Genomic DNA, 17,015 nt, shown 5'->3' with positions numbered 1-17,015 from the left:
CGGGGTGGAGCAGCCTGGTAGCTCGTCGGGCTCATAACCCGAAGGTCGTCGGTTCAAATCCGGCCCCCGCAACCACTTTCCCATAAAGTTCTTTTTCAAATATACTGTGAAGACTTAGAGCCTTCGTAGCTGGATTTGAAAAAATTCTTTCGGAAAGTGCTCCAGGCCACAGTTGTGGCTATAGGGTTCAGTTATCTAAAGCCCCGATTTATCGGGGTTTTTTGTTATCTGACTACAGAATAACTGGGCTTTACGCCCTTTTTTTATGTCTTGGGGGTGGGCTTGTCCACATTAGAGCAAAAATTAACAGAGATGATTACTGCACCGGTCGAAGCACTGGGCTACGAACTGGTCGGCATCGAATTCGTTCGCGGCCGTACATCGACGCTGCGCATCTATATTGATAGTGAAGATGGCATCAATGTTGATGATTGTGCTGATGTCAGCCACCAGGTGAGTGCGGTTCTTGATGTTGAAGACCCAATTACCGTTGCGTACAACCTGGAAGTTTCCTCACCTGGCCTCGATCGCCCGATGTTCACGGCCGAGCACTATGTGCGCTTTACCGGTGAAGAAGTGGCTCTCGTTCTGCGTATGGCCGTACAGAACCGCCGTAAATGGCAGGGAATTATCAAAGCCGTTGATGGTGAAATGATCACGGTGACAGTCGAAGGCAAAGATGAAGTGTTCGCGCTGAGTAATATCCAGAAGGCGAACCTGGTTCCCCACTTTTAACAGTCTGGATTGAGGTGAAAAGCCCGCGATGAACAAAGAAATTTTGGCTGTTGTTGAAGCCGTCTCCAACGAGAAATCACTGCCGCGTGAGAAGATTTTCGAAGCGCTGGAAAGTGCACTGGCTACAGCAACCAAGAAAAAATACGAACAAGAGATCGATGTTCGCGTAGAAATCGATCGTAAAAGCGGTGACTTCGATACATTCCGTCGTTGGGTAATCGTTGAAGAAGTGACCCAGCCGACCAAAGAGATCACGCTGGAAGCCGCCCGTTTTGAAGACGAAAGTCTGAACGTGGGTGACTACGTTGAAGATCAGATCGAATCTGTGACCTTCGACCGTATCACCACCCAGACCGCTAAACAGGTTATCGTGCAGAAAGTGCGCGAAGCCGAGCGCGCGCTGGTTGTCGATCAGTTCCGCGATCAGGAAGGCGAAATCATTACCGGCGTGGTGAAGAAAGTGAACCGCGACAACATCTCCCTCGAGATCAAATCCGAAGGGTTGCCGGGTAACGCTGAAGCCGTGATCCTGCGTGAAGATATGCTGCCGCGTGAAAACTTCCGCCCGGGCGACCGTATTCGCGGCGTTCTGTACGCAGTACGCCCTGAAGCGCGTGGTGCACAGCTCTTCGTGACCCGTTCTAAACCAGAAATGCTGGTAGAACTGTTCCGTATCGAAGTGCCGGAAATCGGTGAAGAAGTTATCGAAATTAAAGCGGCGGCTCGCGATCCGGGCTCCCGTGCGAAAATTGCGGTGAAAACCAACGACAAGCGTATCGACCCGGTCGGTGCTTGCGTCGGTATGCGCGGTGCGCGCGTTCAGGCAGTTTCTACTGAGCTGGGCGGCGAACGTATTGATATCGTTCTGTGGGATGACAACCCGGCGCAGTTCGTGATCAACGCAATGGCTCCAGCTGATGTGGCGTCTATCGTTGTTGACGAAGACAAACACACCATGGATATCGCTGTTGAAGCGGGCAACCTGGCGCAGGCAATCGGCCGTAACGGTCAGAACGTACGCCTGGCGTCACAGCTGAGCGGCTGGGAACTCAACGTAATGACCGTTGATGACCTGCAGGCTAAGCATCAGGCTGAAGCCCATGCGGCGATCGATACCTTCACTAAATACCTGGATATTGACGAAGACTTCGCCACTGTTCTGGTTGAAGAAGGATTCTCTACGCTGGAAGAACTGGCCTATGTGCCAATGAAAGAGCTGCTGGAAATTGACGGTCTGGATGAACCAACCGTCGAAGCCCTGCGTGAACGCGCTAAAAACGCACTGACCACCCTGGCACTGGCTCAGGAAGAAAGCCTTGGCGATAAGAAGCCGGCTGATGACCTGCTGAATCTGGAAGGTCTTGATCGTGCGATTGCGTTCAAGCTGGCTGCCCGTGGTGTTTGTACGCTGGAAGATCTCGCTGAGCAAGGCGTTGATGACCTGGCTGATATCGAAGGTTTAACCGACGAGAAAGCCGGCGAGCTCATCATGGCCGCACGTAATATTTGCTGGTTCGGCGACGAAGCGTAATAAACTGTAGCAGGAAGGAACAGCATGACTGATGTAACTGTAAAATCGCTGGCTGCTGAGATTCAGACCTCCGTGGACCGCCTGGTACAGCAATTTGCTGATGCAGGGATCCCGAAGTCCGCTGATGACTCGGTGACCGCGCAAGAAAAACAAACCTTGTTAACGCACCTGAACCGTGAACACGGTTCTACGCCTGACAAGTTAACGCTGCAGCGCAAAACGCGCAGCACGTTAAACATCCCTGGTACCGGTGGCAAAAGCAAATCGGTACAAATTGAAGTCCGCAAGACGCGCACCTTTGTAAAACGTGATCCGCAAGAGGCAGAACGTCTTGCCGCGGAAGAGCAGGCACAGCGTGAAGCGGAAGAACAAGCTCAGCGTGAGGCGGAAGCAGCCGCCAAACGTGAAGCAGAATTAAAAGCTGAACGTGAGGCCGCAGAAAAAGCGAAACGCGACGCAAGTGATAAAGTGAAGCGTGACGCTGCGGAAAAAGACAAAGTGAGCAATCAACAGACAGATGAAATGACCAAAACCGCCCAGGCTGAAAAAGCCCGTCGTGAAAATGAAGCTGCCGAGCTGAAGCGTAAAGCGGAAGAAGAAGCCCGCCGTAAGCTGGAAGAAGAAGCTCGCCGCGTCGCCGAAGAAGCGCGCCGCATGGCAGAAGAAAACGAGAAGAATGGTGTGAATACCGTTGAGCCGACTGAAGACACCAGCGACTATCACGTGACCACTTCTCAGCATGCGCGTCAGGCTGAAGATGATAACGACCGTGAAGTAGAAGGCGGCCGTGGCCGTGGTCGTAATGCAAAAGCAGCGCGTCCGGCGAAAAAAGGCAACAAGCACGCTGAATCCAAAGCTGACCGTGAAGAAGCACGCGCGGCTGTTCGCGGTGGTAAAGGCGGCAAGCGTAAAGGTTCCGCGCTGCAGCAGGGCTTCCAGAAGCCAGCTCAGGCTGTTAACCGTGACGTTGTGATCGGCGAAACCATTACCGTTGGCGAACTGGCGAACAAGATGGCGGTTAAAGGCTCTCAGGTCATCAAAGCAATGATGAAGCTGGGTGCCATGGCGACCATCAACCAGGTCATCGATCAGGAAACCGCACAGCTGGTTGCTGAAGAGATGGGTCATAAAGTTATCCTGCGTCGTGAAAACGAGCTGGAAGAAGCAGTAATGAGCGACCGTGATACTGGTGCTGCGGCTGAACCGCGTGCACCGGTTGTGACCATCATGGGTCACGTTGACCACGGTAAAACCTCTCTGCTTGACTACATTCGTTCTACTAAGGTTGCCTCTGGTGAAGCGGGTGGTATTACCCAGCACATCGGTGCTTACCACGTAGAAACTGACAACGGTATGATCACCTTCCTGGATACTCCAGGCCACGCCGCGTTTACCTCAATGCGTGCTCGTGGTGCTCAGGCGACGGATATCGTTGTTCTGGTTGTTGCTGCAGACGACGGCGTCATGCCGCAGACCATCGAAGCTATCCAGCACGCGAAAGCAGCAGGTGTGCCGGTTGTGGTTGCAGTGAACAAGATCGATAAGCCAGAAGCGGATCCCGATCGTGTTAAAAACGAACTTTCCCAGTACGGTATTCTGCCGGAAGAGTGGGGCGGCGAAAGCCAGTTCGTACACGTGTCTGCGAAAGCGGGTACCGGTATCGACGAACTGCTGGACGCGATCCTGCTGCAGGCCGAAGTTCTGGAGCTGAAAGCCATCCGTAACGGTATGGCGAGCGGTGCGGTTATCGAATCCTTCCTGGATAAAGGACGTGGCCCGGTTGCTACCGTTCTGGTTCGCGAAGGTACGTTGCATAAAGGCGATATCGTTCTGTGCGGTTTCGAATACGGTCGCGTTCGTGCGATGCGTAACGAACTGGGTCAGGAAGTGCTGGAAGCAGGTCCGTCCATTCCTGTGGAAATCCTGGGTCTGTCCGGTGTTCCGGCTGCCGGTGACGAAGTGACCGTGGTGCGTGACGAGAAGAAAGCGCGTGAAGTGGCACTGTATCGTCAGGGTAAATTCCGTGAAGTTAAACTGGCTCGCCAGCAGAAATCTAAACTCGAGAACATGTTTGCCAACATGACCGATGGCGAAGTTCACGAAGTGAACATCGTTCTGAAAGCAGACGTTCAGGGTTCTGTGGAAGCGATCTCCGACTCCTTGCTGAAACTGTCTACCGACGAAGTGAAAGTGAAGATCATCGGTTCTGGCGTAGGTGGTATCACCGAAACCGACGCGACCCTGGCTGCTGCCTCCAACGCTATCCTGGTTGGCTTCAACGTTCGTGCGGATGCGTCTGCGCGTAAAGTGATTGAAGCTGAAAGCCTGGATCTGCGCTACTACTCCGTCATCTATAACCTGATCGACGAAGTGAAAGCAGCGATGAGCGGCATGCTGTCTCCTGAGCTGAAACAGCAGATCATTGGTCTGGCTGAAGTACGTGACGTGTTCAAATCACCGAAATTCGGTGCGATCGCGGGCTGTATGGTTACCGAAGGTAACATCAAGCGTCACAACCCAATCCGCGTACTGCGTGACAACGTGGTTATCTACGAAGGCGAGCTGGAATCCCTGCGCCGCTTCAAAGATGACGTTAACGAAGTCCGTAACGGCATGGAATGTGGTATCGGCGTGAAGAACTACAACGACGTTCGCGTTGGCGATATGATCGAAGTGTTCGAGATCATCGAAATTCAGCGTACCATCGCTTAATCTTCGTCGGCTTTTGGGCCGCCACTGCGTTGGCTGCGCTCGTTCACCCCGGTCACATAGTTATCTATGCTCCCGGGGATTCACGAGCTTGCCGCCTTGTTGCAACCCAAAATCCTTAGAAGATTAACTAGCGTAGGCCGGGTAAGCGAAGCGCCACCCGGCAATAATTTTAAAAGGGGCTTTTAGCCCCTTTTTTGTCTGGAGAATTTATTATGGCGAAAGAATTTGGTCGCCCTCAGCGCGTAGCGCAGGAAATGCAGAAAGAGATCGCACTCATTCTGCAACGTGAAATTAAAGACCCGCGCGTCGGCATGATGACCACCGTTTCCGGTGTCGAAATGTCCCGAGATCTGGCATATGCAAAAGTGTTCGTCACCTTCCTGAACGATCAGGACGAAGCGGCAGTGAAAAACGGCATTAAAGCGCTGCAGGAAGCCTCTGGTTTCATCCGCTCTCTGCTCGGCAAAGCGATGCGCCTGCGTATCGTGCCTGAGCTGACCTTCTTCTACGACAACTCGCTGGTCGAAGGTATGCGTATGTCCAACCTGGTGACCAGCGTGGTTAAACATGACGACGAGCGTCGTGTTAACCCGGCGGACGACAGCAAGGAGGACTAATGAGTCGTCCTCGTCGTCGTGGTCGCGACGTGCATGGTGTGCTGCTGCTGGATAAACCCCAGGGCGCTTCCAGCAACGACGTGCTGCAGAAAGTTAAGCGTATTTATAACGCCAACCGTGCGGGCCACACCGGCGCGCTCGATCCGCTGGCAACCGGCATGCTGCCGGTCTGCCTGGGAGAGGCGACAAAGTTTTCCCAGTACCTGCTCGACTCCGATAAGCGTTACCGCGTTATCGCTAAACTGGGCCAGCGCACGGATACCTCCGACGCGGATGGCCAGGTGGTGGAAGAGCGTCCGGTGACCTTCAGCGCGGAGCAGCTCGATGCTGCGCTGGAGAGCTTCCGTGGGGACACGATGCAGGTGCCGTCGATGTATTCGGCGCTGAAATATCAGGGCAAGAAGCTCTACGAATATGCACGCCAGGGCATTGACGTCCCGCGTGAAGCCCGTCCGATAACCGTGTATGAGCTGCTGTTTATTCGCCATGAAGGCGATGAGCTGGAGCTGGAAGTACACTGTTCGAAAGGGACCTATATTCGCACCATCATCGACGACCTCGGTGAAAAGCTGGGCTGCGGTGCGCATGTGATTTACCTGCGCCGTCTGGCGGTAAGCAAGTACCCGGTGGAGCGGATGGTGACCCTGGAACATCTGCGCGAGCTGGTAGAACAGGCGGAAGCGCAGGGGATTGCGCCGGCAGATTTGCTGGATCCCTTGCTGATGCCGATGGACAGTCCGGCAGCGGACTTCCCGGTTGTTAATCTTCCTTTAACATCGTCCGTTTACTTTAAGAACGGCAACCCGGTTCGTACGGCGGAAGCGCCGCTGGAAGGACTGGTACGCGTGACCGAAGGTGACGAAGGGAAATTCATCGGTATGGGCGAAATGGATGGCGAAGGGCGCGTTGCGCCGCGTCGCCTGGTCGTCGAATATCCGGTCGACGCGTGACGGTGATAACGGCTCACCTTGCGATAAGCAGGGGAGACGAGTAGAATATCGCCGCTTAACGCCTGGTAAATTGTTTAACAATCTGCGGGGCGTACATGGGATTGCTGAATTAGAGATCGGCATCCTTACATTCTTTATACTTTGGAGTTTGAAAATGTCTCTAAGCGTTGAAGCTAAAGCTAAAATCGTTTCTGAGTTTGGTCGTGGTACTAACGACAGCGGTTCTACCGAAGTCCAGGTTGCACTGCTGACTGCACAGATTAACCACCTGCAGGGTCACTTTGCAGAGCACAAAAAAGATCACCACAGCCGTCGTGGTCTGCTGCGTATGGTTTCTCAGCGTCGTAAACTGCTCGACTACCTGAAACGTAAAGATGTTGCACGCTACACCGCGCTGATCGAGCGTCTGGGTCTGCGTCGCTAATTCTTGCGAGTTTCAGAAAAGGGGGCCTGATGGCCCCTTTTTTCAACCAGACGGCAGCAATTCACTGGAAACTATTGTATTGTTGCTATAAATGATCTTCATTGCAGAGGTTCGCGCGGCTAATGAGAGGCTTCACCCATGGGGGTGTTGGTTGTCATTAGTCGCGAGGATGCGAAGAAGGTCGGGTTAAATCGACAGCACACCGGTGGTGTGCTGTCAAACATTTAAGAAAGGACAGAACTTTGCTGAATCCGATCGTTCGTAAATTCCAGTATGGTCAACATACCGTCACGCTGGAAACCGGCATGATGGCACGTCAGGCTACTGCTGCCGTTATGGTAAGCATGGATGACACTGCGGTATTCGTTACCGTTGTTGGCCAGAAAAAAGCTAAACCAGGTCAGGACTTCTTCCCGCTGACCGTTAACTACCAGGAGCGTACCTACGCTGCCGGTAAAATCCCGGGTGGTTTCTTCCGTCGTGAAGGCCGTCCAAGCGAAGGCGAAACCCTGATTGCGCGTCTGATTGACCGCCCGGTTCGTCCGCTGTTCCCGGAAGGCTTCGTTAACGAAGTACAGGTTATCGCGACCGTTGTTTCCGTTAACCCACAGGTTAACCCGGACATCGTTGCCATGATCGGCGCATCCGCTGCCCTGTCACTGTCTGGTATTCCATTCAATGGCCCAATCGGTGCCGCGCGCGTTGGCTACATCAATGACCAGTACGTGCTGAACCCAACCCAGGAAGAGCTGAAAGAAAGTAAGCTGGACCTGGTTGTTGCGGGTACTGAAGCGGCTGTACTGATGGTTGAATCCGAAGCTGAACTGCTGAGCGAAGACCAGATGCTGGGCGCTGTGGTATTTGGCCACGACCAGCAGCAGATCGTTATCCAGAACATCAACGACCTGGTGAAAGAAGCCGGTAAACCACGTTGGGACTGGCAGCCAGAAGCAGCAAACGACGCGCTGAACGCACGCGTTGCAGCCCTGGCAGAATCTCGTCTGAGCGATGCATACCGGATCACTGACAAGCAGGAGCGTTACGCTCAGGTTGACGTGATCAAGTCTGAAACTATTGCGACGCTGGTTGCTGAAGACGAAGCGCTGGATGCTAACGAACTGAGCGACATCCTGCACGCTATCGAGAAAAACGTTGTTCGTAGCCGTGTACTGGCAGGCGAGCCGCGTATCGATGGCCGCGAAAAAGACATGATCCGTGGTCTGGATGTGCGTACTGGCGTTCTGCCACGTACTCACGGTTCCGCGCTGTTCACTCGTGGCGAAACGCAGGCGCTGGTTACCGCGACCCTGGGTACTGCACGTGACGCACAGATCATCGACGAACTGATGGGCGAGCGCACTGACAGCTTCCTGTTCCACTACAACTTCCCTCCGTACTCCGTAGGCGAAACCGGTATGGTTGGCTCGCCGAAGCGTCGTGAAATTGGTCACGGTCGTCTGGCGAAGCGCGGCGTGCTGGCAGTAATGCCAGAAGCTGACAAGTTCCCGTACACCGTTCGTGTGGTTTCTGAAATCACCGAATCCAACGGTTCTTCTTCCATGGCTTCCGTGTGTGGTGCTTCTCTGGCGCTGATGGATGCAGGCGTGCCAATCAAAGCCGCCGTTGCGGGTATCGCAATGGGCCTGGTGAAAGAAGGCGACAACTTCGTTGTTCTGTCTGACATTCTGGGTGACGAAGACCACCTGGGTGATATGGACTTCAAAGTAGCGGGTTCCCGCGAAGGTATCTCTGCGCTGCAGATGGATATCAAAATTGAAGGTATCACCAAAGAGATCATGCAGGTTGCTCTGAACCAGGCTAAAGGTGCTCGTCTGCACATCCTGGGCGTGATGGAACAGGCGATTAACGCGCCGCGTGGCGACATTTCTCAGTTCGCTCCACGTATCCACACCATCAAGATCAACCCAGATAAGATCAAAGATGTTATCGGTAAGGGCGGTTCCGTAATCCGTGCGCTGACCGAAGAGACTGGCACCACGATCGAAATCGAAGATGACGGTACTGTGAAGATCGCAGCAACCGACGGCGAGAAAGCGAAATTCGCGATCCGTCGCATCGAAGAAATCACGGCAGAGATCGAAGTGGGCCGCGTCTACGCAGGTAAAGTGACCCGTATCGTTGACTTTGGCGCGTTCGTTGCCATCGGTGGCGGTAAAGAAGGTCTGGTTCACATCTCTCAGATCGCTGACAAGCGCGTTGAGAAAGTGACCGATTACCTGCAGATGGGTCAGGAAGTACCGGTGAAAGTTCTGGAAGTTGATCGCCAGGGCCGTATCCGTCTGAGCATTAAAGAAGCAACCGAGCAGTCTCAGCCAGCTGCTGCGCCAGAAGCACAGGCAGCAGAACAGCAAGGCGAGTAAGTTGCCATTTGCCCTCCGTTTTGCGGAGGGCCTATTATCAGGCAGGACGCCTTGTTAAGCCGCCGGGGGACAGGACGTTCATCCAATAGTTGTCTTCGGGAGTGGGAAATGAAGCCTTTTTTGCGCTGGTGTTTCGTTGCGACAGCTTTAACGCTGGCAGGATGCAGCAACTCTGCCTGGCGTAAGAGCGAAGTCCTCGCAGTGCCATTGCAACCGACTTTGCAGCAGGAAGTGATTCTGGCACGCATGGAACAAATACTTGCCAGTCGGGCTTTAACCGATGAAGAACGCGCACAGCTTTTATATGAGCGCGGAGTGTTGTATGATAGTCTCGGTCTGAGGGCATTGGCGCGAAATGATTTTTCACAAGCGCTGGCTATCCGACCTGATATGCCTGAAGTATTCAATTACTTAGGCATTTATTTAACGCAGGCAGGCAATTTTGATGCTGCCTATGAAGCGTTTGATTCTGTACTTGAGCTTGATCCAACTTACAACTACGCGCACTTGAATCGCGGTATCGCATTGTATTACGGCGGTCGTGATAAGTTAGCGCAAGATGATCTGCTGGCGTTTTATCAAGACGATCCTAATGATCCTTTCCGTAGCCTGTGGCTTTACATCGTTGAGCGGAAGCTCGATGAGAAGCAGGCAAAAGAGGCACTGAAGCAGCGCTTCGATAAATCGGACAAGGAACAGTGGGGATGGAACATTGTCGAGTTCTACCTGGGCAACATTAGCGAAGCAACGCTGATGGAACGCCTCAAGGCGGACGCAACGGATAACACCTCGCTCGCTGAGCATCTCAGTGAAACCAACTTCTATTTAGGTAAGTACTACCTAAGTCTGGGGGATATGGACAGCGCTACGGCACTGTTCAAATTAGCGGTTGCTAACAACGTACACAACTTCGTTGAGCACCGTTATGCATTGTTGGAATTATCGCTCTTGGGCCAGGAGCATGACGACCTGGCAGAATCGGACCAGCAATAGCTGACGACATAAACATCAGCCCGTAATCTTTTGATTGCCATCACCTTAACTGGTGAGGGCGTTGTTGTTCGTCAATACACCTACTTTGAGCCGGTTCACACTTTTCAATGAAAATTGCTAATCATTTTCACGATGAGCTAAGTAGACTGGCCGCCATTAATATCGAGGCACTTGTACTACATGGCTGAATTCGAAACCACTTTTGCAGATCTGGGCCTGAAGGCTCCTATCCTTGAAGCCCTTAACGATCTGGGTTACGAAAAACCATCTCCGATCCAGGCTGAGTGTATCCCACACCTGCTTTCTGGTCGTGACGTGCTGGGCATGGCCCAGACTGGTAGCGGTAAAACTGCAGCATTCTCGCTGCCGCTGCTGAACAACATTGATCCGGACCTGCGTGCACCGCAGATCCTCGTCCTGGCTCCAACCCGTGAACTGGCTGTTCAGGTTGCAGAGGCCATGACGGAATTCTCTAAACATATGCGCGGCGTAAACGTGGTAGCCCTGTACGGCGGCCAGCGTTATGACGTGCAGTTACGCGCCCTGCGCCAGGGCCCACAGATTGTTGTCGGTACGCCGGGCCGTCTGCTGGATCACCTGAAGCGCGGTACTCTGGACCTCTCTAAACTGAGCGGCCTGGTACTGGATGAAGCAGATGAAATGCTGCGTATGGGCTTCATCGAAGACGTTGAAACCATCATGGCGCAGATCCCGGACGGTCATCAGACCGCGCTGTTCTCTGCCACCATGCCAGAAGCGATTCGTCGTATCACCAAGCGCTTCATGAAAGATCCTCAGGAAGTGCGTATTCAGTCCAGCGTAACCACTCGCCCGGACATCAGCCAGAGCTACTGGTCTGTGTACGGCATGCGCAAAAACGAAGCGCTGGTACGTTTCCTGGAAGCGGAAGATTTTGATGCGGCGATTATCTTCGTTCGTACCAAAAACGCGACCCTGGAAGTGGCTGAAGCCCTGGAGCGTAGCGGCTACAACAGCGCAGCGCTGAACGGCGACATGAACCAGGCCCTGCGTGAGCAGACTCTGGAGCGTCTGAAAGACGGTCGTCTGGATATCCTGATTGCAACCGACGTGGCAGCACGTGGTCTGGACGTTGAGCGTATCAGCCTGGTTGTTAACTACGACATCCCGATGGATTCCGAGTCTTACGTTCACCGTATCGGCCGTACCGGTCGTGCGGGTCGTGCTGGCCGCGCGCTGCTGTTCGTTGAGAACCGCGAGCGTCGTCTGCTGCGTAACATCGAACGCACCATGAAGCTGACCATTCCAGAAGCGGACCTGCCAAACGCAGAGCTGCTGGGCAAACGCCGTCTGGAAAAATTCGCCGCGAAAGTACAGCAGCAGCTGGAAAGCAGCGATCTGGATCAGTACCGCGCGCTGCTGTCGCAGATTCAGCCTGTTGCTGAAGGCGAAGAACTGGACATGGAAACCCTGGCCGCAGCACTGCTGAAAATGGCTCAGGGCGAACGTAGCCTGATCGTGCCACCAGATGTGCCGATGCGTCCTAAGCGTGAATTCCGTGACCGTGACGATCGCTTCGAACGTCGTGGCGACCGCAATGACCGTGGCCCACGTGGTGACCGTCCAGAGCGTGGTGGTGAAGACCGTCCACGTCGTGAACGTCGCGACGCAGGTGACATGGAACTGTACCGCATTGAAGTGGGCCGTGATGATGGCGTTGAAGTTCGTCACATCGTTGGTGCGATCGCTAACGAAGGCGACATCAGCAGCCGTTACATCGGTAACATCAAGCTGTTCGCATCTCACTCCACCATCGAGTTGCCAAAAGGCATGCCGGGCGAAGTGCTGCAGCACTTTACGCGTACCCGCATCCTGAACAAGCCGATGAACATGCAGCTGATGGGTGATGCACAGCCACGTCCTGACCGCGGTGGTGAACGTCGTGGCGGTGGTCGCAGCTTCGGTGGCGAGCGTCGTGAAGGCGGCCGCAGCGAAGGTCGCGGTGGTGAAGGTCGTCGTTTCTCCGGCGAGCGTCGCGAAAACCGTGGCCCACGTCGTGAAGAAGGCACCAGCCGCCGTCGTTTCGGTGACGCGTAAGCCTTACGCTTCTGACGTAAAGTAAAATATACAGCCCCGATATACCCTATCGGGGCTTTTTTTATTCCCTTTGTACTCTTGTACTGGTACAGTGCGTCACATTAAAATGCAGAACCGCATGATTGACTGGAGAAAAGGCTGTATGGCGACACTAACCACCACCCAAACGTCACCCTCGCTGCTTGGCGGCGTGGTGATCATTGGCGGTACCATCATTGGTGCCGGGATGTTCTCCCTGCCAGTGGTCATGTCCGGTGCGTGGTTCTTCTGGTCGCTGGCGGCGCTGGTGTTCACCTGGTTCTGCATGCTCCACTCCGGGCTGATGATCCTTGAGGCGAACCTGAACTACCGCATTGGCTCCAGCTTCGACACCATCACCAAAGATCTGCTGGGTAAAGGCTGGAACCTGGTGAACGGGCTGTCCATCGCGTTTGTGCTCTATATCCTGACCTACGCGTATATTTCGGCGAGCGGCTCGATTCTGCATCACACCTTCTCGGAGATGTCGCTGAACGTTCCGGCGCGTCTGGCTGGGTTGTGCTTTGCGCTGGCTGTGGCGTTTATCGTCTGGATGAGTACCAAAGCGGTGAGCCGCATAACGGCGATTGTATTAGGCGCTAAGGTCATCACCTTCTTCCTGACCTTCGGCAGCCTTCTGGGGCACGTGACGCCCGCCACGCTGTTTAACGTTGCCGAAGTGAACACCTCCTACACGCCGTATCTGCTTATGACGCTGCCGTTCTGTCTGGCGTCGTTCGGTTACCACGGTAACGTGCCGAGCCTGATGAAGTACTACGGCAAAGATCCCCGCACCATTGTGAAGTGTCTGGTCTACGGCACGCTGCTGGCGCTGGGTCTGTATGTTATTTGGCTTCTGGGGACGATGGGCAACATCCCGCGTCCGGAATTTATCGGCATTGCCCAGAAGGGCGGTAACATCGACGTGCTGGTGCAGGCGCTGAGCGGCGTGCTGAACAGCCGCAGCCTGGATCTGCTGCTGGTTATCTTCTCTAACTTTGCGGTGGCGAGTTCTTTCCTGGGCGTGACGCTGGGCCTGTTTGACTATCTGGCGGATCTGTTCGGCTTTGATGATTCTGCGATGGGGCGTTTAAAAACCGCGGTGCTGACCTTCCTGCCGCCGATTGTGGGCGGCCTGCTGTGGCCGAACGGCTTCCTGTATGCCATCGGTTATGCAGGGCTGGCGGCAACTATCTGGGCGGCGATTGTGCCGGCGCTGCTGGCGCGCAAATCACGTAAACGCTTCGGCAGCCCAAAATTCCGCGTCTGGGGCGGTAAGCCGATGATTACGCTGATTCTGGTATTCGGCGTTGGTAACGCACTGGTACACGTGCTGTCGAGTTTTAACCTGTTGCCCGTTTATCAGTAAAACGAGGGGTTGACCCCCTCACCCCGGCCCTCTCCCATAGGGAGAGGCAGAAAAGCAAAAAACTACCCCACCAACTCCTCTTTCACCTGCATCGCCAGTTCAAACGAATGCAAACGCGCCTGGTGATCGAAAATCTGGCCGTTAACCATAATCTCATCCGCCTGCGTTTCGCGCAGCACCGCGTCCAGCCCGTGACGCACTTTCGCCTTATCGCCAACCAGCGACATGCTCAGCGCCTGCTGCACGCCATACTGCTCGGAGGCGGACCACAGCTGATGCATATTCTCCACCGGTGGTGGAAGCTGGCCCGTCTCACCGCGGCGCAGCTTCACAAACGCCTGCTGCATTGAGGTAAACAGGAATTCCGCGTCGCGATTGCTGTCGGCCGCAATGATGTTGATACACACCATCGCGTACGGCTTCTCAAGACGCTCGGACGGTTTGAAGTTCGTTCGGTAAAGATGCAGCGCCTGATGCAGCATATCCGGTGCAAAGTGGGAGGCAAACGCAAACGGCAGCCCAAGCTGCGCGGCGAGCTGTGCGCTGTAGAGGCTTGAGCCTAACAGCCACACCGGGATCTTCTCACCGTAGCCCGGTACCGGACGCACGTGCGGGTTCGGATCGCGCGCGTCGAACCAGTCCACCAGTTCGGCCACGTCGCGCGGGAAGTTGTCGATATCGCCGCTCATATGGCGGCGCAGGGCGCGCATGGTCGGCTGATCGCTGCCAGGCGCACGACCAAGCCCTAAATCTATACGGCCCGGGTAGAGCGTATTCAGGGTGCCAAACTGCTCGGCAATCACCAGCGGGGCGTGGTTCGGCAGCATTACGCCGCCGGAGCCCAGGTGCAGGGTGGTGGTATTTGCCGCCAGATAGCCGATCAAAACCGAGGTCGCGGCGCTGGCGATGCCAACCATATTGTGGTGCTCGGCCAGCCAGTAGCGGTGATAGCCACGCTTTTCGGCCAGCTGAGCCAGATCCAGGGAGTGCGAAAAGGCTTCTCTTGCCGAGGAGCCCTGAGGGATCGGCGCCAGATCCAGCACCGAAAACGGAATGGTTTTGTCAGTCATAACAGCTCACTTTGTCGACGGTGAATCTTTAATACTGCATTAAAAAATGATAACCGTTGTTAACAAAGTGAGCCTTTTTTACGCCTGAAGTTCCAGCCCGGCCAGGCGCTTCCAGTAGCCGTTGCAGTCGCTATTTGCCGTCAGCGGCAACGGTGAGTCACCGTTTTCGTTGGCGCGGAAGGCGTCAAGCATAGCGAACACCCCGGTATCCAGCGGCGATAAACGCACCATATCCACCAGCCCGTCCATCGACGCCAGCTCGTTGCCGAGGTTATAGACATAGCCGCTCATGGTCTGAATACCGTTGAGGACAAACACCTGCTGATTCTCCTGCGACAGCATGCTGCGTCCGTTCGGGTACTTGATGCAGCAGGTTTCGCATTCGTCTTTCGGGCGGTCTTCCGAGCGTGCGGTGAAGCAGCGGGCGGAGTAGGCCAGCGGCAGATGGCCGTAGCTCAGCACTTCCACTTCAAACTGATTGCGAATGCCCAGCTCGTCGCACTGTTTAAGCAGGTTTGCCAGCCAGTCGCGGGAGAGCTCTACCGGCATGCACCAGCGCGTCATTCCCTGTTTGAGCAGCAGGCGCAGGGTTACGGCGTTGTAGCAGTTCAGGGCATGGCCCGCGACAAACGGCAGCTTGCGTTCAGCGCACATGTTCACCACGCCCAGATCGCTCGCTTCCAGCAGGAACTCACCGTTTTCGACGTAGCGCTTCAGCTCACCCAGTTCGGACGACGCCTGCACCAGCGCGAGCGTGGAGAGCACCACCTGCTTGCCGCTTCCGGCCAGGCCTTTCGCCATATCCAGCCAGTCGCCCACTTTGGTGGCGCGGCGCTTGCTGCACACCGCTTCACCGAGGTAAATCACGTCGGCGCTGCAGGTCGCGGCCTGTTGGTAAAAATCTTCCAGCGTCTCTTTTGGCCAGTAGTAGAGCACCGGTCCTAATGAATATTTCATGATGATCTCACTGCCATTTACGGTGATACGCGCCCAGCGTGGTTTGCGTGCCTTCGGACATCGATCCGAGCGTCTCCATCCATGCCTGCTGTGGAGCGTAGTTCTGCGGGTCCACCATGCAGCGGTCAATGGCCTGACGCCACACTTTCGCTACCTGGCTCACGTAGGCCGGGCTACGCTGACGTCCTTCGATTTTCACCGAGGCAATATTGGCCGCCAGCAGTTCCGGCAGTAGCTCCAGCGTGTTGAGGCTGGTCGGCTCCTCCAGCGCGTGATAGCGCTCACCGTCGACCAGATAGCGGCCTTTACACAGGGTTGGATAACCGGCGTTTTCACCGTCCTGGTAGCGGTCGATCAGCACCTCATTCAGGCGGGATTCCAGCCCCTGTGGGGTTTGCTGCCAGCGGACAAAGCGGGCAGGAGAGCAGGCCCCGACGGTATTCGGCGATTCACCGGTTAAATAAGAGGAAAGATAGCAACGGCCTTCAGCCATGATGCACAGACTGCCAAAGGCAAAAACTTCCAGCGGCACTGGCGTGACGCGTGCGAGTTGCTTAACCTGATGAATAGAGAGCACGCGCGGCAGCACCACGCGGGCCACGTCAAAGTGTTGATGATAAAAACGCACCGCCTCTTCGTTGGTGGCAGATGCCTGAACAGAGACGTGGCGCTCAATATGGGGATAGCGTTCTGCCGCATACTCAAGCATGGCGAGGTCGGCCAGGATCAGCGCATCGGCACCCAGCTGTGCCGCCATATCCACCGCGCGCTGCCAGCGGGCATAGCCGTCAGGATGAGCAAAGGTATTGATGGCGATATGCAGCTTGCGGCGGTGCTGGTGAACGAAGTTAACGGCTTCCTGAAGCTTTTTCTCCGTAAAGTTGAGGCCAGCAAAATGGCGGGCGTTGGTATCATCCTTCAGCCCGATATAGACCGCATCGGCCCCATTTTCGATGGCCGCCTTAAGCGCCGGAAGGTTTCCGGCTGGGCAGAGCAGCTCCATAATTTATCCTGATGTAGTCGATCGCAAAATTGTTAACGAGCTGGGATTTTAATTAACCCATACGCGACAATTTTTGATTTAAGGCAGCTAATGGCGTATTGATGACACCAATAATGAGGTACGGCTGACGACGGTTTGTTGATTTACGCCGCTATGTTGTGCTTCGGATATGGCAAAAT

14 protein-coding genes are annotated in these 17,015 nt (G+C 54.9%); 11 read left to right on the top strand and 3 right to left on the bottom strand.

Going from position 1 to position 17,015, the window contains the following annotated elements; translation table 11 throughout:
- The first annotated feature begins 282 nt into the window (after positions 1-282).
- The 11 genes from rimP (at position 283) to mtr (ending at position 13,806) form a co-directional block, all read left to right on the top strand.
- On the top strand, positions 283-735 hold the full coding sequence (gene rimP / locus DEO48_RS17335; RefSeq protein WP_014833432.1) for a ribosome maturation factor RimP: 453 nt from the start codon (positions 283-285) through the stop codon (positions 733-735).
- Between the two features lie 28 nt (positions 736-763).
- Positions 764-2,266, top strand: coding sequence for a transcription termination factor NusA (nusA, locus tag DEO48_RS17330; RefSeq protein WP_003861798.1), 1,503 nt, complete (start codon positions 764-766; stop codon positions 2,264-2,266).
- Between the two features lie 24 nt (positions 2,267-2,290).
- Positions 2,291-4,978, top strand: a complete 2,688-nt coding sequence (gene infB / locus DEO48_RS17325; RefSeq protein ID WP_023309335.1) for a translation initiation factor IF-2 — start codon at positions 2,291-2,293, stop codon at positions 4,976-4,978.
- Between the two features lie 212 nt (positions 4,979-5,190).
- Positions 5,191-5,595, top strand: coding sequence for a 30S ribosome-binding factor RbfA (gene rbfA, locus DEO48_RS17315; RefSeq protein ID WP_003024988.1), 405 nt, complete (start codon positions 5,191-5,193; stop codon positions 5,593-5,595).
- A complete protein-coding gene (gene truB, locus DEO48_RS17310; protein ID WP_045355410.1) occupies positions 5,595-6,545 on the top strand; it encodes a tRNA pseudouridine(55) synthase TruB in 951 nt (316 codons plus the stop codon). The genes rbfA and truB overlap by 1 nt, the downstream gene beginning before the upstream one ends.
- Positions 6,546-6,699: 154 nt before the next feature.
- Positions 6,700-6,969, top strand: a complete 270-nt coding sequence (gene rpsO / locus DEO48_RS17305; protein WP_003861789.1) for a 30S ribosomal protein S15 — start codon at positions 6,700-6,702, stop codon at positions 6,967-6,969.
- Between the two features lie 242 nt (positions 6,970-7,211).
- The gene (pnp, locus tag DEO48_RS17300; RefSeq protein WP_023309332.1) at positions 7,212-9,350 is read left to right on the top strand and encodes a polyribonucleotide nucleotidyltransferase; all 2,139 of its coding nucleotides are present in this window, start codon (positions 7,212-7,214) and stop codon (positions 9,348-9,350) included.
- A 108-nt stretch (positions 9,351-9,458) separates the two neighbouring features.
- Entirely contained in the window at positions 9,459-10,343 is an 885-nt protein-coding gene (nlpI, locus tag DEO48_RS17295) for a lipoprotein NlpI (RefSeq protein ID WP_023309331.1), read from the top strand.
- A 107-nt stretch (positions 10,344-10,450) separates the two neighbouring features.
- Positions 10,451-10,531: a protein YrbN gene (gene yrbN, locus DEO48_RS17290; RefSeq protein WP_097397692.1), complete on the top strand. Its 81-nt coding sequence runs from the start codon at positions 10,451-10,453 to the stop codon at positions 10,529-10,531.
- Entirely contained in the window at positions 10,524-12,419 is a 1,896-nt protein-coding gene (locus DEO48_RS17285; RefSeq protein WP_109845830.1) for a DEAD/DEAH family ATP-dependent RNA helicase, read from the top strand. The genes yrbN and DEO48_RS17285 overlap by 8 nt, the downstream gene beginning before the upstream one ends.
- 142 nt (positions 12,420-12,561) lie before the next feature.
- Positions 12,562-13,806: a tryptophan permease gene (mtr, locus tag DEO48_RS17280; RefSeq protein WP_109845833.1), complete on the top strand. Its 1,245-nt coding sequence runs from the start codon at positions 12,562-12,564 to the stop codon at positions 13,804-13,806.
- Positions 13,807-13,868: 62 nt separating this feature from the next.
- Here mtr and DEO48_RS17275 read toward each other — a convergent pair whose 3' ends face one another.
- From DEO48_RS17275 to DEO48_RS17265, 3 genes are all read right to left on the bottom strand, one after another.
- Complete coding sequence (locus DEO48_RS17275) at positions 13,869-14,876, bottom strand: LLM class flavin-dependent oxidoreductase (RefSeq protein ID WP_047646424.1); 1,008 nt, start codon at positions 14,874-14,876, stop codon at positions 13,869-13,871.
- 78 nt (positions 14,877-14,954) lie between these two features.
- A complete protein-coding gene (locus DEO48_RS17270) occupies positions 14,955-15,833 on the bottom strand; it encodes a U32 family peptidase (protein WP_109845829.1) in 879 nt (292 codons plus the stop codon).
- 7 nt (positions 15,834-15,840) lie between these two features.
- Positions 15,841-16,836, bottom strand: a complete 996-nt coding sequence (locus tag DEO48_RS17265) for a peptidase U32 family protein (protein ID WP_047743559.1) — start codon at positions 16,834-16,836, stop codon at positions 15,841-15,843.
- Positions 16,837-17,015: the final 179 nt, after the last annotated feature.

The sequence above is a fragment of the Enterobacter sp. CGMCC 5087 genome, from assembly GCF_003144775.1.
Lineage (GTDB): Bacteria > Pseudomonadota > Gammaproteobacteria > Enterobacterales > Enterobacteriaceae > Enterobacter > Enterobacter cloacae_M.
The sequence above is the reverse complement of the archived record's forward strand: the minus strand, read 5'-3'. Positions and strand labels throughout refer to the sequence as shown.